This window comes from Streptosporangium canum, from assembly GCF_900113865.1.
GTDB classification, from domain to species: Bacteria; Actinomycetota; Actinomycetes; order Streptosporangiales; family Streptosporangiaceae; genus Streptosporangium; species Streptosporangium canum.
In genome coordinates, this window is sequence record NZ_FOQY01000041.1 from 1 (window position 1) to 16,699 (window position 16,699).

Consider the following 16,699-nt stretch of genomic DNA (forward strand, 5'->3'; position numbering starts at 1 on the left):
TGCTTTGGGAGCAGGGGGCCGCAGGTTCAAATCCTGTCACCCCGACCGCAGGTCAGGGGCCGTTTCTCGTTGAGGAACGGCCCCTTTCCATGAGATCAAAACCCCGTTTTGGGAGCAGAATGGGAGTGGATCTTCGACGGTGCGCCCACCGCCGACCCGCCGCCCGCTCACAAGCCGGCCGCCGATCGTCGATCCCGCATCGGCTGCGGACGCGACCGCAACCGCAGCGGCCGGATCGGAGCCACCGACTCTCGGAACGGCGCCAGTGACTCATCCAAGAGCGGCAGGGCCGAGCCCGGCGTGCCAGCCTCCAGACTCCAGTGCCGCTCCATCGCCGCCCGCTGCATCAGCGCCGCCTCCCACCGCTGCTGCTGCGTCGTCACGACCAGCTCCCGCATCACGTCCGTCGGATGCTCGTAGCGCTCCCGCACGTGACCGGACCCGGTATGACCGCTCCGGTCATCCCGCATCACCACCGGGACACCGTCCTCGCTCATCCAGGTCTCCTGCGAGTGCCGGCTCTCGTGATTCACGAGCCCAGACAGGATCGGCCGCCATGCCACCACTGGCGCGTCCTGGGCTACGTAGGCCGTCCGGACGTACCGATCCAGCAGGACCTCGCGGCTCACCCCCTCAAGGTCCTTCAGCCGGGCACCCTGCTCGACGGCGTAGGCCACCAACTGGGCCCGCGGGGACCGACTGTTGACCCCCGCCGCCCGAGATCGGGAGCCGTGCGGCTGGAACCCACGGAACGCCGGCACTTCGAAGACCCCATCAGGCCCACGCGAGACCTTGGGAATCGGCGCCCCGGGCCAGCCCACCGAGAGATTGGCCATCACTGGCCGCGACGGGACGCCCTTCTTCGGCTGTCCCGGGTAGGCGCCATCAGCCGCAGGACGCAGGACACGCCGCGACCAGGACGAGCGCCGCATGTGCCCGCCTTCCGGGCCGAGGAAGACGTACTCCCTGCCGCTGCAGTAGGGGGCGGGCATGTCCTTCTTGCACTTGCAGCGCAGGGTCGGCTGGTCCTTCAGGTGCCGATCCAGCAGGAACTGTAGGAACGGCGGCACGTCGATCGTCCTGATCGACCCGTCCTTCGGCCGGCCGCGGTAGAAGCGGCCATTGAGCTCGTAGAGCTTCCAGTCGATGTCGATCGTCGTGCCGTGGTAGCAGGCCGGGTCGAACCCAACACCCTCGGACCAGCGGGCGCCCGTCCAGGCGTGAAAGATCGTCTGCACGAACGCGCCCTGCCCGGCCAACAGGCCGACACGCTCGGCCACGAGCAGGATCTCCAGCGGCGTCGCGTACGTCCGCCGCCGCTCCATCACGCGGGCGATCCGCCTGTCGGCCCGCTTGCCCTTCGCACGCGGCCGCAGCGCTGGATTCCGTGCGATCTTCGACGGCACGGCCGCCTCGAGCGCCGAGACGAGGCGAGCTCGGGCACCGCGCGCAGTGCTCGGGGCGTAGCCGTAGACCTTGACCAGGTCCCGCTCCCAGACGTTGATCTCCTCCGGCGTCAGGCTGGCCAGCGTCCGGCCAACGAAGAAGGGCCTGACACAGGTCTCCAGGAAGTAGCGGTACTGCTCCATGGTGGACAACTCCAGATCCAAGGAGGCGTACCAGGTGTCGATCCAGTCGTTGACCGGCATCTGGCCGGCGCGCGGATCCAAGTAGCGGCTCGCGCGGACGTCCGCTTCCTGATCGTTGGCGTAGACCTCGGCGGTCCGCTTGGTGGGGAAGCCGCTCATGCTCTGCAGGTTGCCGAGCGGGTCGCGCCAGCGGGCGCGGTAGCCCTTGCCGTGTTTTTCGGCGTAGCCCATCAGGCCCCCCTCGCGGGGGGCCAGGTGGTGAGGGACATGGGTTAGTTCCTCCTATTGGTGGCGGGTCTCAGCCAGTCGGGCACCCGCCCGCGCATATCTCCGACGGAGCCGACTCGCCGAGCTGGGTGTCGACCGAAACCTCTCGGGACGGCGGCGGCCCTATCGGAGCAGACGCGTCGATGCCCGGTTCCAGAGTGATGCTCGACGGCTCCGGAGGGAGCACATTCGGCTGACTCGCCGACACCGAGGGGGCTGGCGACGAGCTCGACCTCATCGGCACTCTTGGAGTAGGGCGAGGTGTCGGCGTTTCCCCGGCCCGCCGCGGTCCCCCCTTACGGCTCCGGACCTTGGGCGGCACGATCATGTACTGGGTGATTGTGACGGCAGGACGCGGCGTCGGCCGCTCCGTGATGACCACCACCTCGGGCGGCCGGGGCTGGAGGAGCGTGGGGTCGACCGCGACAGCGACGGACCCGGTCGCCATGGCCACAGCGGCAGGCAGGCTGAGCAGCGCGCCGATCGGATGCTCTTTGATGAGATCGACCAGAGCCAACACCGGCAGCGGCAGCGCGCCGTGAAGACGGTCTTTCCACGTCCGGATCGCCTGCATCGCCGCAAGGTGCGGTTGCTCGGTGTTGACGACGACGACGGGCATCTCACCGGTGGCCGGGTCCAGTTCGAGGACGCCTACCTCGGGCTCAAACTCTGCGTGCTCGAACCCGTGCACGCCCGTCACGCGGCATGACCGTGAACGTAGCGGACGATGGACTGCCACACGGCCATCTCCCGGTCAGGGGAAGCTTTCCCGATGGGGTGCACGACCGTGAACGTGTGGCGTCCGTCGACAGTCAGATGCACCGGGCAGGGAGTCCCGGCCGGGCGGCGGAGGGCGTCGACGAGCTCGGCGGGCGGAGTACTGCAGGCGAGCTCATGGCGGAGCGCGTCACGGATGGCCGTGAGAGCTCGCTCCCGCTGTTCCATGGCGTCGAGGACCGGAACGAGTCCGGCCGCGCGAGAGTTGCTGCTGGCAGAGGCCGCCCCAATGGCCTTTCTGGCGAGCCTGGCGAGGTCGAGCGGGATCGTTCCACGGGATTGCAAATCCACCTCCTGCAAAGTGTGCGCAGAAAGCAAGCACGTTTGTTTACACCCTCGCCACAAGGATTTTGTCCGTCCATAAGACGCGAACGTTCAAATTTTTACTACCAATTTGGGCGTTTGTGACGAGCTTGTTACCCGTGTAAGTGATGCCTACCCTTACATGCTTGAAGCGTCGTTACTGTGTGTTCATCACGCTGACTCACGGTTGTCTGTTTCGCTACGTCCCTGCTCATGCTTCCTATGAAGGTCGTCGACCTGCCTGCTGAGCTTCTTGATCTCTCGCAGGAGCTCGTCCTGGTTGCTCTGCATGGCGGCCAGGCGCGCCTCGAGCTGCTCGTTAAGAGCTGCCTCGATCACGCTTTGTGGTGGGGAAATATTTTCCGTTTCAAGCTTTTCGGGATTTTGGTCGTGGTCGATTTTGTAGCCACCGGCTATCACTAATTCGTCCGGACCGATATTCAAATGCGAATATTTTTCGCGTAGAGCCCTCCCTAGGGCTTCAAGGCTCTCGAAGCGCGGCCGACTTCCTCCCGACTTCCATCGGGAGAGCTGCGATTGGTCCATGGGGACCAGGGCGGCGAGCTGGGACTGTGACATGCCTGTCTCGTCAAGGATGCGGTCTATGAGCGCCCTGAGGAGGTCGACAGGCCAGCTAGGCGTCTTGACCATGTACATGACCATAGGGCTATGTGCATGACCTGTCCAGTATGCATATCTGCAACAGCCCAGGTCAGCGCATGAGTGCATTGCGTCACATACATAACTACAGTTCCTGACTCGCATGATCCATGAAGTTGGCCATCCTCGAACCCTTGTTCTTGCGTCATGTACATAGCTATGCTCATGTACATGACGCAAGGAGCTGTAATGCCCCCCACGATCCGGCTCCGCGATGGAGCGGACGAACGCCTCAAGAAGGCGTTCGCTCTGGACACCGACACGGCTCTCGCCAACCACATCGGCGTTGACCAGGGCCACTACAGCCGCATCCTCAACGGCCGGACGAGTCCTGGCCCCTCTTTCCAGGCCCGACTGCTGATCGCGGCGGAGAAGCTCGGCATCGACTTCTACGACCTGTTCGAAGTCGTACCGGACCCGGACCTGCAGGACACCTGATGGCCGCGCGGCTCACCATCAACAAGCGCCAGCTCGCTGAGCGTCTCGGCGACGACTTCAAGGTCAGCTGGGTCGAGGATCAGTGCCGGAAGCGGCGCATCCCTCACCTGCTGATCGCTGGCCAGTACGCGTTCACCGAACAGCACGTGGCCGAGATCCTCGCGATGCACGAGCGCCGCCCCGCAGAGGAGCAGCCGGCCGCCGCACCCGCCCCGGCCCCCACGCCGGCGCTGCAGCGCCGCACTCGGGCGTCTCGCCCGCTGCCGACGATCCCGAGCGGTACCGCGCCGCTGCGCGACCGAGGCCTGCCGACGCACCGTCTGCGCCGCGACGCCTCCTGACATGCCTGCGGGCCCACCCGTGCACCCGGATGAGCCCGCTCGACCCGCAATCCCCACTGAGAAAGGACGCGAGTCTCAATGACCAGTCTCGCAGAATCCCCACCCACCACCCTCGCGGGTTCGGTCACCGTGATGACCGTCGTCGAGTTGGCCGCGTTTGCTGAGCGGCTGACGACCCTGACCGTCACCCCGGAGGAGCGGGCCGCCGTGCTCGCGACCCTGGGCGCGGCAATGCAGCACATCTTCGACACCGCCGCAGGTATCGCGACCGCCGTCGCCGCTGAGCACCCGAAGCTGATCGGCACACCCGCCGACCCGGTGGTGATCGCGACTGATGAGGCCGGCGAGTACGCCGCCAAGGCGCGGGACGCGTTCCACAGTGCGACGGAAGCCGTTGAGGACCTCACACAGGAGCGTCAGGCCCTGATCGACGCGGGCGAGTTGCCCGGACCGGACGGCAGATGCATGACGGCGTCGGCGCGGGAAGCGCTGGCCTACCTGCAGGAGCGCCTGGCCGGGCAGCAGGGGGTGGCTCAGTGAGCGACTCCCCGATCACCGTGCGCCTGCCGCGCAACATGCTCGACCTGCTCGTGCCCGAGGGCTCGACGCTCGCGCTGGCGTGGGTCGTCCTGGTGGGCGACCGCGCACAGATCACCACCACGCCGGACGGTCGGCCGGTGTACGGCGCCGTCACCAGCTGGAACCCGATCCTGCCGCTGCGCGACCAGTTCGAGGCGACCACATTCGCCGAGCGGCTGGGCGAGGCCTCGATCGGTGGCGTTTGCGCCGACCAGTGGCTCTGGTACCCGGTCAGCGGCGAGTGCCCCGCCCTGGTGGAGCTGTACGGCGTCGTAGACGACGACCAGGTGCAGACCGAGGTGGCCATCGCGCCGCTGACGGCGCTGCTGGCCGACGCCCCCGAGCAGGCCCCGGCGGTAGAGGCATGAGCGCCCCCGCCGCCGAGCGGCCCACCGAGAACCGCACTGATCCCATGACGCTGGCCCGGCGGATCGCCGAGCTGGAGCTGCAGGACTATCTCTCCCTCCCGCAGCGGCTCCGTTCGGAGCAGCACCGGCTGCGGATCGACCTGGAGAACCTGCTGTACCCGTTCGGGCCCTACAACGTCGCGGCAGCGGCAGCGGACGCCCTGATGGGTGAGGCCCGCGCCGAGCAGCGCGCGAGAGGTGAGCGATGAGTATCCTCCTCCCCGGCTTCGCGCTCGGCCAGGAAGTCAACATCACCTTCTGCGGCGCCCAGATCACTGACATCGGCGGCAACTTCATCGACGTCGAGCTCGCCGACGGCGAGGAGCTGACCGTGCTGCCCGGCGCGGACGGCGTCGAGGTCACCCCGGCCGGGACCCCGCAGCCCGCTGAGCGGGTCCTCGCCGCCCTGGCCGAGGTGCTCACCGAGCTGGGCGACATCCAGCACTCCCGCGTCATCATGGCCGCCGCTGTGCTCGCCCACCAGCAGCCCGACCTCACCGCGCGCGAGGCGGCCGAACTGACGGTGAACGACACCCGCGATGAGCGGGCCCGGGCCGCATGGAACGAGGCACGGCAGATGCTGGCCCTCGCGGAGCAGGCGGTGGACCGTGGCTGAGCTGCTGACCCCGATCGAGCGCCGCGAGTACCTCGCCCAGCACGGCGGCTCTGAGTGCCGCGCCCTGCTCGGGTTCCTGATGGGCGCGTGGCCGGACCGGTTCGACGAGCTGGCCGCACGCGCTGGCGACCTGATGTACCGGCACCGGTCGGAGACTGCCGCGCAGGAGGCGCTGGACCGGGTCGCTCGGGTCCGCGCTGGTGCTGAGCGGCCTGAGGGCGGTGAGGGCTGATGGTCGCCGTTGACCTGCACACCCGTCTGGTCGTCTCCACCCCCGAATGGAACGACGGCAACCCGGTCCGCATCCTCAACGCCCACATCACCGCAGGTGGTGTCGGTGTCCGCTACCAGGACGTGTGGGCTCACCAGCCGGCGCGAGTGACGACGGTGGCGCCGGGCTTCGAGCTGGTGCTCGTGGACGGCGGCTGCCAGGCCGGGAGGACCCGATGACGGAGCCCGAGCGTGTCCCCTTCTTGGTGCCGGACCACGTCACCCAGCTCATCCGCGAGCACCTGGTGTGCATTACCGAAATCGCCGAGCGCACCCAGGTCACCAAGCAGGCCGTGTCCCAGTGGGTCGACCGCTACCCGGAGTTCGCGGACCTGATCGTCGTGGAGCTCGGCCGGGGCCCCTTGTTCTGGTGGCCGCAGGTGCAAGCGCTTCTGGCCGAGCTGGGAGTGCCCAACCGGAAGGCGGCCGAGGCGCAGAAGAAGCGGCATGGCAGGCAGGGGGCGAGATCGTGACCGCCCGCACTCCGCGCCCGCCTCGCCCGACATGGTTCGAGCGGACCGTGCTCGACCGGCTCGACGCCTGGCGCCGCTCCACCGCTGAGCAGGAGTCAGCTGCCGCTGAGCACCTCGCCGGGATCCTCCCCGCCGAGCACGCCGGCCCCAACCCGTACGAGACCGGGAGGACCGCATGACTTCCCCCACCCTGTCCGAGCAGCTGCGCCGCATCGTCACCCGCCACTGCGGCATGTGGGCCGTCAGCCGGGCCATCGATGCCCTCGACGGCCTGGTCGGCTCGAACGAGGCGCGAGCCATGCTCGACCAGCTCGTCGCCAGCGGCTTGCTCGCCCCGCGCGGTGAGTCCGGCGACCTGTGGACGATGGCGCCCACCCGGCTCGGCTTCACCGCCCAGGTCGCCCACAAGATCCGCCGTATCCCTGAGGTGGCGGCGGCTGACCTCGGCGAAGACGAAGGCCTGATCGGCATCCGAACCGTCGACGGCGACTTCTTCTTCGTCGAGGTCCACGCCAGCCGCGCCACCCCGGCTGAGGAGCAGGCCCAACTCGACCCCGCCCCGGAAGGAGACGACCGGTGATCGACCTCACGACCCCGGCTGGCGTCCTCCTCGGCCGCTGGGAAACCGGCTCTCCGGAGTGGCGGGCGGCCCGGGCCACCCGGCTCAGCGGATCCCGCATGGCCGCCGTCCTCGGCCTCTCACCGTGGGAGTCCCCGTACTCCACCTGGTGCGAAATGGCCGACCTCGTCCAGCCCGACGAGCAGACAAAGGAGCAGTCCCGCGGCCACTACCTCGAGCCTGCGGTCGCGGCCTGGTTCGCTGACCAGCACCCGGAGCTCATGGTGGCCGAGGCTGGCACATACGTGCACGCCAACCGGCCGCAGCACCTGGCCAACCCCGACCGGCTGCTCGCTACCCCCGGCTCCAGCACGGCGGCTGCTTTGCTGGAAATCAAGACCGACGCCGACGGGTCCGGGTGGGGCAAGCCGGGCACCGACCAGATCCCCGTCTACTACCGCACGCAGGTGCAGTGGTACCTCGACGTCCTCGGCCTGGAACGCGCCTACATCGCCGTCTTGACCGGGCGCCTGAACTTCGCCGAGTACGTCGTCGACTACGACCCGGCCGACGCCGCGCACATGCGTGGAGTGGCAGACGAGTTCCTGGACTCGCTGCTGTGGCGGGAGATGCCGGACCTTGACGCGCACACCGCGACGTACGAGACGGTCCGCAAGCTTCACCCGGACATCGACGGCGACGACGTCGACATCGACCCGGGCCTGGCTGCGGAGTTCATCGCCGCGACTGCGGACGCGAAGGGCGCCGAGGCCCGCGCTACGAAGGCGCGCACCGCGTTGGCCGCCGCGATGGGCACCGCGAAGCGGGCCCGGTGCGGCACTTACACGATCGCCACCCGGCAGGCCAAGGGCGGCGGCACGCCGTACCTGGTGGCCGGCCGCAAACTTCCCGACCCGATCGAGCTCATGGGAGCCGCCGCATGACCATCGACTTGCCCGCCAACCGCACCGACTCCCTGCCGGAGCGGATCCAGTACTCCCAGGCCCTCGCGGTCTCCAATCTCCTGCCCACCCAGTACCGGGGGAAGCCGGAGAACGTCCTGTACGCCATCGAGTTCGGCCGCAGCCTCGGCATCGAGCCGATCGCCGCGATCACCGGCGTCCACATCATCGAGGGCAAGCCGTCCGCGTCGTCAGGCCTGATCTCGGCGCTGGTGCGCCGGGCCGGGCACCGGCTCCGCGTGTGGGTCGAGCGCGACGCCAACGGCACCCTGCTTGCCGCGATCGCCACGATCATCCGCAAGGACGACCCCGACTTCGAGTTCCGCTCCACCTGGACCATGGCTCGGGCGACCTCGGCTGGGCTGACGAACAAGAGCGTCTGGAAGAACTACCCGGAGGCGATGCTCAAGGCCCGCGCGGTCTCTGAGGTGGCGCGAGAGGCGTGTGAGGAGGAGCTATCCGGTGTGGGCTACACGCCGGAGGAGCTCGGCGCGGAGGTGAACAGCGACGGGTCGGTGGTCGTGACGACCGCGCCGGCCCGGGCGAACCAGCCGGGCCAGACGATCCGCGACGCGGTCGCCCAGCCTGTCTCTGAGGTCGCGTCGACCGCGGCGCCGGAGCCGGTGGCCGAGGCCGAACGGATGATCAGCGGGCCGCAGCAGAAGAAGCTCGGCGCGCTGATGCGGGAGCACAACATCACGGACCGGGACACGGCGCTGGCGTTCGTCGCTGACGTCATTGGCCGCCCGGTCACCTCCCGCAACGAGCTGACCATGGCCGAGGCGGGCAAGGTCATCGACACGTTGGAGTCGGCGCCGCCGCCCACCGTCCCCGACGACGAGGTGGTCGACGGCGACATCGTCGACGACACCCCCGACCAGTACAGCGAGGCATCCTGATGGCCCGCGAAGCCTACGACCGGGCCGCGGACGACTGGCGGCGTGTGGTCGACGCCGTCCGCCGGGCCGGCGGATCCGACGTCGCCCTGCCCGCCGGGCATCTGCAGCTGATTCTGCACGGCTACGAGCAGCTGCAGGCCGAGCGGGCGGCCGCGCTCGAGGTGCTCGGCGGCTGGCATCGGCAGGGGCTGGTCGACACCATCGCGGTGCTGCACATGCAGCGCGCGCTCGGCGTCATCAGCGAAGAGGTCTACGACGAGCAGGTGCGCGCCGCCCAGGGCCACCAGGCCGCCGCCGCTGATCGGTTCTTCGTCGACACCAGACGTGAGGGCTGCGTCGATCACATCCCGGTCGCCAACGGCTCCTGCCGGGAGTGCGCGCAGACGCAGGGGGTGGCGCTGTGACCGCCCCCTGGTATCTCGGAAGGCTCGCCCCGTTCGACCTCGAGACGACTGCTCCGAACCCGGAGGAGGCCCGGATTGTCGAGGCCTACGTCGGATACGTCGGAGGCGGCCTGGAGCCGATCGACCGGGAGCCGCTCCTCGTCGACCCCGGGATCGAGGTGCCGGCCGAAGCAACCGCGATCCACGGCTACACCACCGAACACCTGCGCGAGCACGGCGACCCGGCCGACGCCGGCGTGTACATCATCGCGACCGCGGTAGCGGACGCGATCCGCGCGCAGGTGCCGCTGGTCGGCCAGAACATCCGCTACGACCTCACAGTCCTGGAACGCGAACTGGCCCGGTACGAGTACCCGTCGCTGGCGGAACTGGCGGGCCGCCCGATCAGCCTGGTCATCGACACGCTCGTGCTGTCGAAGTACCTGGATCGGTGGCGTCGCCGTGTGTCGGCCGAGCAGGGCGCACACGTGCTGAAGACGACCGCGCAGGTGTTCGGCGTCTCCTGGGTGGACCAGGAGGCGCACGGCGCCCGCTACGACGCGCTGGTGGCGGCCCGGGTGGCGTGGCACATGGGGCGGATCGCTCACATGCCGCTGGCTCAGCGGCCTCGGGTGTTGTCGGGGCGTGATGACCGGCGGCACCTGTTCGACGACCTGGCGGTGGATCTGCCGACGCTGTTCGCCAATCAGAAGCGGTGGGCGGCGGAGCAGGCGGCCAGCTACCAGGAGTGGCTGCGGAGCCCGAAGGCGGGCGAGAAGCGCGACGTCAACGCGGTGATCTCCGGTGAGTGGCCGATCCAGGCCGCACCGGCCCTGACCCCCTGAAGCAAGCGGGCCCGCCGTGGCTGCGGCGGGCCCCTCAGACCTGGAGAACAACGTGCTCGACAACCCTACCGGCCACCCCGAACCGGCGGCCGATCCCGAAGAGTTCCGCCACGACACTCTCGCTCACCTGCGGAACTGCCTGGCTAAGGCGACCGCCCTGGCTGACCAGTACGCCACCCGCGGCGGCGAGGAGCGGGAGACCGCCCGCCAGCACCTGGCGAGGGCGGATCGATTCGACGAACTGGCGGTGGAGGCCCGCCAGACGGTGGAGGAGTGGCAGGAGCTGATCGCGGTCGTGGAACGGCGCCGCGGACTGCTGGCGCCTGTGGAGGGGCTGGGGCTGCGCGCCGCAGTGCTGGGGCGGCCGCCGTATGAGGATCCGGCGCTGACCGGCGTCCACCCGCTGCTGAGCGAGGTGGAGTCGTGAGCCGGGGTCAGCGTCGCAGCGGCGCCGTCTCCCGCGGCAGGGCTTCCGCCCGTCACGCTCGTCGCGGCTCGTTCACCGGCTGGGGCGGCCTGGCCTGGTTGGTGACGGAGGCCGCGGCGCACCCGGTCATCGACGTGGCGATTACCCGTCCGGCTCTGGCCCGGGGCGGTGGCCGGTGAGCGTCTTCGAGGTCGCGTTCTGGGCGGCCGTGCTGGTCTGCCGTTTCCTTCTCTTCCGCCGTGGAGGCACCCGATGAGCACCCCCCTGACCCCGCCCACCCCCGAGGACGTCGCCACGATGGCGTCCGACGCGCTCCACATCTACGGCTGGGACCTGTCGCAAGACGGCAACGTCGTGGAGATCGGCATCGGACCGTTCGGTGCCGATGACAAGCCGCTGCTGCCCGGGATGAACTTCCAGGCGCACGTCTTCCAGGTCCCTCCGGCGCCGCCGATTGCGGCCGAGGGCGTCGATCTCGACGTCGACGTCGCCCGCGAACTCGCCTACACCAGCATCGGGAAGACCTTCGAGGGCTGGACGGTCGTCGAGCGCGAGGACATCGATACCTCTCGCTGGGAGTCCCATCACTGGCTGGTCATCCGCAGCGAGGCGGGCGAGCACTTCGGCGCCACCTACAGCAAGGGCCTGACCGAGTACCAGGACACTCGCCCGTGGGAGTGCGACACCATCGCCTGCTTCGAGCCGATCGCTCGTCAGACGCGGGTCGTCCAGGTCCACGAGTGGGTCACCCGTGCCGACCTGATCAAGCTGCACGAGTACGACGAACTAATCTTCGGCGGCGTCTACTGCACGCACTGCACGCCGGACGACTGCGCCGACGCAGACGACAACGTCATGTGGCCGTGCCCGCCGCTGCGCGCCGCCGGGGTGACCGACGACGAGGCCATCGAGATCATCACCGCGCGCCGTGCGGCGATCGAGAAGGCCCATCGCGCTTCCGCTGCTCAGGGAGAGGCAAAGACCGCTGGGGGCGACCGTGGCTGAGCCGATCACCCCTGACCAGCTCGCCGCCATCAAGGCCCGGGCGTACACAACCGCCGATGGACGCGAGTTCGTGTTCGTCCACGAGATCACCGAAGCGCTCGGCACCTCGGCAGGGGAGCAGGCGCACTGCTCGGACCCCATCGAGTGCGGTCACGAGGCGGCGCTAGGACAGGCCGAGGCCGAGCGGGACGAGCTGCGCGCGCTCCTCGAGCGTCTCATCCCCGCCGCCCATGACGGCGACTCGACTCTGTGTCGGGAGCGTGCGGCCCGGCAAGAGGCTCTGAGCCCCTGCCAGCGGAGCCCTGCGGCGTACGACGACGAGTGCCCGGCATGCGAGGCCCTCGCCGTGCTTCACCCCGAGGCGGCGCCCGGTGCGTAACCGCCTGCCGCTGGCCGCGGCCGCCGCCACCGGGTTCTTCCCCGGCATCGCCATCCACCAGCTCATCGCTGGAAGCCGCACCGCCGGCGGCCTGCTGATCGTGTCGGCGGTGCTGGCCGCCCTGTGGTGGTCGGCGGAACGCCGCGCCGCCACCCGCCGCCCGGACCGCGTCGACCAGCTCATTGAGCAGGCCCTCGCCGAGACCCGCGACCAGCAGTGGCTGCGCGACGGGAGACGGCCATGACCGACCCGAAACCCGCCCTGGACGACGTCGACGCCGAACTCGCCCTCGTCGAAGCCCGAGCACTCGCCGACCAGCTGCCCGTCGCCGACGGCCTCGACACGATCCGCAGGAGGACCCGGTGAGCATCGCCACCTACCTGTACAGCGTCGTCACCGTCCTCGCCGCCGGCACCGCCATCTGGGCCGTCCAAGCCCGCTCCCTCTGGGGTGCCGCCCTCGCCGTCGCCGTCCTCCTGGCGGCGGCGGCCTGCACCGCCTACACCCTCCGCCCCGCCGAGCCCGTCCGGGCTCCCGCCGCCGTCCTGGAGGCCTGACATGACCGCCCTGACCTCCGCCGGGCCCGACCTTCCCCCGGGCCCTGCGGGCACCACACCCCGCGTCTACGGCCTCGATCTCTCATTGACCGGCACAGGCATCGCCTCCTCGAGCGGCTGGTGCGACGTCATCGGCGCTGGAGGCATCACCACCCTGCCGCTCGCCGAACGCGACGCCGCCATCCAGCACCTCACCAACGGAATCGTCGACTTCATCGGCCCCGACGCGCACCTCGTCGTCATCGAAGCCCCCGCCTACTCCCGCCGCGGCGGCGGCGCCCACGAACGCGCAGGCCTGTGGTGGCGGGTCGTCCACCGCCTCCTCGCCTGGGAAGTCCCCGTCGTCGAGGTCCTCCCGAACCTGCGCTCCGCCTACGCCACCGGCAAAGCACGCGCAGCCAAGACCGAGGTCGTCGACGCTGTTGCCCGCCGGTGGCCGACGTGGCAGACCGCGGGCAACGACAACGCGGCCGACGCGGTCGCACTGATGGCGATGGGCCTCGATCACCTCGGCGCGCCGCTGTGCCCGATGCCGGTGAAGCATCGCGACGCGCTCGCCAAGGTCGCCTGGCCCGAGGCGGTGGCGGTATGACTCCGGGCGAGGCCGCCTGGGTCCGCGAGCACGCGTGGACCGCCGGCATGCGGAAGACCCACCGGGAGGTGCCCGGCTACTACACCCATTGCGCCTGCCAGTACGGCGGAGGCCCCTGCTCTGGCCGCCTCCCACAGCACGACACCTGCCACATCGGCGTGCCGCTCCCCATGCCGGAATGCCACATCAGCACCCGGCACGGCGGCGTCGCCGCGTTCACCACGCCCTACCGGCACCCGAGCGCCTCGGCCACCGGCTGGCACTACACCACCGCCGCCCAGGTGTGGCTCGCCGACCGGCGATGCGCCTGGTGGTGCCGCTGCGACTGCAGACACCCCCACGTCCCCGGGCACGCACCCGAGAAGAACCCGGCCCGCCCGATCCGCTACGAGGCCGTCGAACTGCCCGGCCTTGACCTCGTGGGGGTGCGCTAATGGCTCGCCCCCACATCATCTGTGCCTGCTGCGGCCGGTCCGGCCGCATCGACGTCAACGGGTGGGTCGACGCCTGCGCCAAGCGCTGGCGCAAAGCGGGACGACCCACCGAAGGGCCACCACGCCCACGTTCGGTCACGCCCAAGTTGGCCCGTCTTCAGGGCATCTGGTTACCCGTCACAGACCGCATCCAGGTTCGTGTCCGCCGCGTTGGCCACCTGCGTGCCCGCGGTATCCCCATCCAGGTGATCGCCCGCGACTTCGGGGTGTGCGAGCGAACCATCGAACGCTACGCCGCCGCCCACCGCCACCTCACCTCCCAGACCCAGCAGAAAGCCGCCGCCTGATGACCACCACGATCGTGCGCCCGGACATGTCCAAGGTCCTCGCACTCCTCGCCGCCGGCCACCCCACCCACAAAGCCGCCGAGATCACCGGCTGGCCCATCGCCCACATCAACGCGATCATCAATGGCCAGAAGGGCTGGCTGATCGACAAGAACGGCCGCGTCTACGACCCCAGCAAGCCCCAGTACAAGGTGCAGCTGCCCGACGACGTCCCCGTCGATGACCTGGTCTGGGCCCGCAACCTTCTCAACGGCGCACCGCGCAGCATCCAATTCAAGGAGGCAACCCCCGCGGTCAGTCCGGCGCCCGCGAAGCCGACGGCGCCGCCTGTGGTCCGTCCGCCGGCCCCGCCCGCCAAGCCGGTGAAGGGCGCGGCCGCCATCGACGGGCCGCTCACCACCGACCTGCCCCTCACCTGCCTCCACGACCACCCAGGCAACGTCCGCGCCGACATCGGCGACATCACCGAGCTCGCCGCCAGCATCCGCGCCCACGGCCTCCTCCAGCCGCTCACCGTCCGCCCCCACCCCACCCTGTCCGACCAGTACCAGCTGCTCGCCGGACACCGCCGCGCCGCCGCCGCCCGTGCTGCCGGCCTGGAGCGGGTGCCCGCCGTCATCCGCTACGACGTCACCGACGCCATCGCCATCGAAGTGATGCTCGTTGAGAACGTCCAGAGGAAAAACCTCAACCCCATGGAGAAAGCCGAAGCCGTCGGCAAACTCCGCACCCAGGGCTACAGCAACGTCCGCATCTCCACCCGCACCGGCATCCCCGAGGGCACCATCTCCGGCCTCCTCGCCCTCCTGGAGCTCGACGACGCCTCCAAGGAACGCGTCCGATCCGGCGAGCTGGGAGTGACCGACGCCGTCGCCGCGGTTCGCCGCCTGAGGAAGAAGGCCCGAGAAGCCCGCGCCGCCGGGTCCGCGATTCAGCCATGGGCGTGGGAGCCGGACCACCTGACCAAGACCCACCAGCTCGCGAAGAAAGCCGCGAAGTTGTGCGTGGCGCGCGAGCACAACGCTCGCCGGCGCATCGGGCAGATCGCGTGCGGCCAGTGCTGGGAGACCGTCATCCGCGCCGACGAGCGCGTCGTCATCGCCACCGAGCAGGGGAGCGGGTCGTGAACCGCGAAGACCTGGCCGGATGCAAACGAGAAGACCCAGAACTGTTCTTCCCGATCTCCTACACCGGCGCCGCCCGGCAGATCGAGGTCGCGAAGGGCGTATGCGGGCGCTGCCCAATCGCCTCCGCCTGCCTGCGCTACGCCCTCGACAACCCGGAGCGGGCCTCCGACGGCATCTGGGGCGGCACGACACCCCGAGAACGGCGAGCCCTCCGCAGCGCGCAACCGGCGCTCGAGGAAGCCATCTGATGGCCACCCCCGCCCGGGACGACCAGACGCCGCCCTGCATCCCCGGCCAGATGGCCATCGACGACCTTGACGAGGAAACCCCCGATGAAACTCACGATTGACCGTGACGTCCTGGCCGACGCCGTCGCCTGGACCGCCCACGCCCTCCCGCACCGGCCCAGCGCGCCCGTCCTGGCCGGACTGCTCCTCGACGCCAGCGCTGACGGGCTCACCATCAGCGCGTTCGACTACGACACCAGCCGCCGCACCACCACGGCCGCCGACGTCGCCGAACCCGGCCGCGTCCTCCTGCCCGGCCGGGTCCTGGCCGAGGTCGTCAAAGCGTTGCCGAAGCAGCAGGTCACCATCGCCCTGTCCGGCACCGAGGTCACCATCAGCTGCGGCAACGCCGAATTCGCTCTGCTCACCATGCCTGTGGAGGACTACCCGAAGCTGCCCGAACCGCCGGACGCGGTCGGCGAAGTCGACGCCCAGCAGCTGGCCGCCGCAGTCGCCCAAGTCGCGCCCGCCGCCAGCCGCGACGAGACCCTCCCCATGCTCACCGGCATGCGCGTCGACACCGACGCCGGACACCTCACCCTCGCCGCCACCGACCGCTACCGCATCGCCGCCCGCGACCTCACCTGGCAGCCAACCACCCCCGGCGCCGGCGTAGGCGTGATGATCCCCGGCCGCCTCCTGCACGACATCACCAAGAGCCTGCCCGCCGGCGAAGCCACCATCGGCGTCGGCGACAGCCTCGCCTCCCTACAGACCAGCGGCCGCACCACTACGGTCCGCCTCCTCGACCCCCAGTTCATCGACTACCGGGCCCGCCTGAACATCGACTATCCGATCTGGGCCGAGGTCACTGCCGCCGAACTCACGGCCGCAGTGAAGCGGGTCACCCTGGTCGCCGAGCGAGGCAACAACGGGGTGCGGCTCGCCTTCGCCGACGGCCAGGTAACCGTGCGCGCCGGCGGCGCCGACACCGGCCGCGGCACCGAAGTCCTCGACGCCGACCTGGACGGCGACGCCATCGAGATCGCCTTCCAAGCTCCACTCCTCCTCGACGGCCTCGCCGGAGTCGACGGGCGCGCCCGTATCGGCATGACGACGCCAGCGAAACCCGCCCTCATCCTCCCGGCCGGTGCGGACGATCCCGACTACCGGTACCTCGTCATGGCGCTCCGCCTCTCCTAACCCGCCCACGGCCCGGCCGCGCGCCGGGCCCTC

32 protein-coding genes are annotated in these 16,699 nt (G+C 69.8%); 28 read left to right on the forward strand and 4 right to left on the reverse strand.

The genetic code is table 11. The features are described 5' to 3' along the window. Positions 1-167 precede the first annotated feature (167 nt). The 4 genes from BM085_RS36960 to BM085_RS36975 all read right to left on the reverse strand — a co-directional run bounded on the left by BM085_RS36960 (position 168) and on the right by BM085_RS36975 (position 3,587). A complete protein-coding gene (locus BM085_RS36960) occupies positions 168-1,820 on the reverse strand; it encodes a hypothetical protein (protein WP_093891429.1) in 1,653 nt (550 codons plus the stop codon). Positions 1,821-1,887: 67 nt separating this feature from the next. Next, positions 1,888-2,556: a hypothetical protein gene (locus BM085_RS36965; protein WP_143121232.1), complete on the reverse strand. Its 669-nt coding sequence runs from the start codon at positions 2,554-2,556 to the stop codon at positions 1,888-1,890. Beyond that, positions 2,553-2,918, reverse strand: coding sequence for a hypothetical protein (locus BM085_RS36970; protein WP_093891431.1), 366 nt, complete (start codon positions 2,916-2,918; stop codon positions 2,553-2,555). Before BM085_RS36970 ends, BM085_RS36965 begins: the two co-directional genes overlap by 4 nt. A gap of 189 nt (positions 2,919-3,107) precedes the next feature. Further along, positions 3,108-3,587, reverse strand: coding sequence for a helix-turn-helix domain-containing protein (locus BM085_RS36975; protein ID WP_177245460.1), 480 nt, complete (start codon positions 3,585-3,587; stop codon positions 3,108-3,110). A gap of 198 nt (positions 3,588-3,785) precedes the next feature. Here BM085_RS36975 and BM085_RS36980 point away from each other — a divergent pair, with 198 nt between their 5' ends. The 28 genes from BM085_RS36980 to dnaN all read left to right on the forward strand — a co-directional run bounded on the left by BM085_RS36980 (position 3,786) and on the right by dnaN (position 16,666). Further along, the gene (locus tag BM085_RS36980; RefSeq protein WP_093891433.1) at positions 3,786-4,034 is read left to right on the forward strand and encodes a helix-turn-helix domain-containing protein; all 249 of its coding nucleotides are present in this window, start codon (positions 3,786-3,788) and stop codon (positions 4,032-4,034) included. Then, entirely contained in the window at positions 4,034-4,375 is a 342-nt protein-coding gene (locus BM085_RS36985; protein WP_093891434.1) for a hypothetical protein, read from the forward strand. Before BM085_RS36980 ends, BM085_RS36985 begins: the two co-directional genes overlap by 1 nt. A 132-nt stretch (positions 4,376-4,507) precedes the next feature. Further along, positions 4,508-4,915 carry a hypothetical protein gene (locus BM085_RS36990; RefSeq protein WP_143121233.1) on the forward strand — a complete coding sequence of 136 codons (408 nt, stop codon included), beginning with the start codon at positions 4,508-4,510 and terminating at the stop codon, positions 4,913-4,915. Continuing rightward, on the forward strand, positions 4,912-5,322 hold the full coding sequence (locus BM085_RS36995) for a hypothetical protein (protein ID WP_093891436.1): 411 nt from the start codon (positions 4,912-4,914) through the stop codon (positions 5,320-5,322). The genes BM085_RS36990 and BM085_RS36995 overlap by 4 nt, the downstream gene beginning before the upstream one ends. Continuing rightward, complete coding sequence (locus BM085_RS37000; protein WP_093891437.1) at positions 5,319-5,570, forward strand: hypothetical protein; 252 nt, start codon at positions 5,319-5,321, stop codon at positions 5,568-5,570. The genes BM085_RS36995 and BM085_RS37000 overlap by 4 nt, the downstream gene beginning before the upstream one ends. Continuing rightward, the gene (locus tag BM085_RS37005) at positions 5,567-5,977 is read left to right on the forward strand and encodes a hypothetical protein (RefSeq protein WP_093891438.1); all 411 of its coding nucleotides are present in this window, start codon (positions 5,567-5,569) and stop codon (positions 5,975-5,977) included. The genes BM085_RS37000 and BM085_RS37005 overlap by 4 nt, the downstream gene beginning before the upstream one ends. Then, entirely contained in the window at positions 5,970-6,209 is a 240-nt protein-coding gene (locus BM085_RS37010; protein ID WP_093891439.1) for a hypothetical protein, read from the forward strand. Before BM085_RS37005 ends, BM085_RS37010 begins: the two co-directional genes overlap by 8 nt. Continuing rightward, positions 6,209-6,427, forward strand: a complete 219-nt coding sequence (locus BM085_RS44920) for a hypothetical protein (RefSeq protein WP_093891440.1) — start codon at positions 6,209-6,211, stop codon at positions 6,425-6,427. The genes BM085_RS37010 and BM085_RS44920 overlap by 1 nt, the downstream gene beginning before the upstream one ends. Next, positions 6,424-6,720 carry a hypothetical protein gene (locus BM085_RS37020; protein ID WP_093891441.1) on the forward strand — a complete coding sequence of 99 codons (297 nt, stop codon included), beginning with the start codon at positions 6,424-6,426 and terminating at the stop codon, positions 6,718-6,720. The genes BM085_RS44920 and BM085_RS37020 overlap by 4 nt, the downstream gene beginning before the upstream one ends. After that, entirely contained in the window at positions 6,717-6,899 is a 183-nt protein-coding gene (locus BM085_RS43805; RefSeq protein WP_143121236.1) for a hypothetical protein, read from the forward strand. The genes BM085_RS37020 and BM085_RS43805 overlap by 4 nt, the downstream gene beginning before the upstream one ends. Continuing rightward, the gene (locus tag BM085_RS37025) at positions 6,896-7,300 is read left to right on the forward strand and encodes a hypothetical protein (protein ID WP_093891442.1); all 405 of its coding nucleotides are present in this window, start codon (positions 6,896-6,898) and stop codon (positions 7,298-7,300) included. The genes BM085_RS43805 and BM085_RS37025 overlap by 4 nt, the downstream gene beginning before the upstream one ends. Beyond that, positions 7,297-8,223, forward strand: a complete 927-nt coding sequence (locus BM085_RS37030; protein ID WP_093891443.1) for a lambda-exonuclease family protein — start codon at positions 7,297-7,299, stop codon at positions 8,221-8,223. Before BM085_RS37025 ends, BM085_RS37030 begins: the two co-directional genes overlap by 4 nt. Further along, positions 8,220-9,140, forward strand: a complete 921-nt coding sequence (locus BM085_RS37035) for a recombinase RecT (RefSeq protein WP_093891444.1) — start codon at positions 8,220-8,222, stop codon at positions 9,138-9,140. The genes BM085_RS37030 and BM085_RS37035 overlap by 4 nt, the downstream gene beginning before the upstream one ends. Next, positions 9,140-9,544 carry a hypothetical protein gene (locus BM085_RS37040; protein ID WP_093891445.1) on the forward strand — a complete coding sequence of 135 codons (405 nt, stop codon included), beginning with the start codon at positions 9,140-9,142 and terminating at the stop codon, positions 9,542-9,544. The genes BM085_RS37035 and BM085_RS37040 overlap by 1 nt, the downstream gene beginning before the upstream one ends. Continuing rightward, on the forward strand, positions 9,541-10,368 hold the full coding sequence (locus BM085_RS37045; protein ID WP_177245461.1) for an exonuclease domain-containing protein: 828 nt from the start codon (positions 9,541-9,543) through the stop codon (positions 10,366-10,368). Before BM085_RS37040 ends, BM085_RS37045 begins: the two co-directional genes overlap by 4 nt. 52 nt (positions 10,369-10,420) lie before the next feature. Beyond that, on the forward strand, positions 10,421-10,795 hold the full coding sequence (locus BM085_RS37050; protein WP_093891447.1) for a hypothetical protein: 375 nt from the start codon (positions 10,421-10,423) through the stop codon (positions 10,793-10,795). After that, positions 10,792-10,974, forward strand: a complete 183-nt coding sequence (locus tag BM085_RS43810) for a hypothetical protein (RefSeq protein WP_143121237.1) — start codon at positions 10,792-10,794, stop codon at positions 10,972-10,974. Before BM085_RS37050 ends, BM085_RS43810 begins: the two co-directional genes overlap by 4 nt. A 73-nt stretch (positions 10,975-11,047) precedes the next feature. Then, positions 11,048-11,800 carry a hypothetical protein gene (locus tag BM085_RS37055; protein WP_093891448.1) on the forward strand — a complete coding sequence of 251 codons (753 nt, stop codon included), beginning with the start codon at positions 11,048-11,050 and terminating at the stop codon, positions 11,798-11,800. Then, positions 11,793-12,179, forward strand: a complete 387-nt coding sequence (locus BM085_RS37060; protein ID WP_093891449.1) for a hypothetical protein — start codon at positions 11,793-11,795, stop codon at positions 12,177-12,179. Before BM085_RS37055 ends, BM085_RS37060 begins: the two co-directional genes overlap by 8 nt. Continuing rightward, positions 12,172-12,423 (forward strand): hypothetical protein, encoded by a 252-nt coding sequence (locus tag BM085_RS37065; RefSeq protein ID WP_093891450.1) that lies wholly within the window; start codon positions 12,172-12,174, stop codon positions 12,421-12,423. Before BM085_RS37060 ends, BM085_RS37065 begins: the two co-directional genes overlap by 8 nt. Beyond that, on the forward strand, positions 12,420-12,545 hold the full coding sequence (locus tag BM085_RS47080; RefSeq protein ID WP_281249906.1) for a hypothetical protein: 126 nt from the start codon (positions 12,420-12,422) through the stop codon (positions 12,543-12,545). Before BM085_RS37065 ends, BM085_RS47080 begins: the two co-directional genes overlap by 4 nt. Further along, positions 12,542-12,736 carry a hypothetical protein gene (locus tag BM085_RS37070; protein WP_093891451.1) on the forward strand — a complete coding sequence of 65 codons (195 nt, stop codon included), beginning with the start codon at positions 12,542-12,544 and terminating at the stop codon, positions 12,734-12,736. The genes BM085_RS47080 and BM085_RS37070 overlap by 4 nt, the downstream gene beginning before the upstream one ends. A 1-nt stretch (position 12,737) precedes the next feature. Continuing rightward, complete coding sequence (locus tag BM085_RS37075) at positions 12,738-13,328, forward strand: hypothetical protein (protein ID WP_093891452.1); 591 nt, start codon at positions 12,738-12,740, stop codon at positions 13,326-13,328. Continuing rightward, a complete protein-coding gene (locus BM085_RS37080) occupies positions 13,325-13,762 on the forward strand; it encodes a DUF6248 family natural product biosynthesis protein (RefSeq protein WP_093891453.1) in 438 nt (145 codons plus the stop codon). Before BM085_RS37075 ends, BM085_RS37080 begins: the two co-directional genes overlap by 4 nt. Beyond that, positions 13,762-14,109, forward strand: a complete 348-nt coding sequence (locus tag BM085_RS43815; RefSeq protein ID WP_143121238.1) for a hypothetical protein — start codon at positions 13,762-13,764, stop codon at positions 14,107-14,109. The genes BM085_RS37080 and BM085_RS43815 overlap by 1 nt, the downstream gene beginning before the upstream one ends. Continuing rightward, entirely contained in the window at positions 14,109-15,236 is a 1,128-nt protein-coding gene (locus BM085_RS46500) for a ParB/RepB/Spo0J family partition protein (protein ID WP_093891455.1), read from the forward strand. The genes BM085_RS43815 and BM085_RS46500 overlap by 1 nt, the downstream gene beginning before the upstream one ends. After that, complete coding sequence (locus BM085_RS46505) at positions 15,233-15,484, forward strand: WhiB family transcriptional regulator (protein WP_245789919.1); 252 nt, start codon at positions 15,233-15,235, stop codon at positions 15,482-15,484. The genes BM085_RS46500 and BM085_RS46505 overlap by 4 nt, the downstream gene beginning before the upstream one ends. 84 nt (positions 15,485-15,568) lie before the next feature. Next, a complete protein-coding gene (dnaN, locus tag BM085_RS37100) occupies positions 15,569-16,666 on the forward strand; it encodes a DNA polymerase III subunit beta (protein ID WP_093891457.1) in 1,098 nt (365 codons plus the stop codon). Positions 16,667-16,699 lie beyond the last annotated feature (33 nt).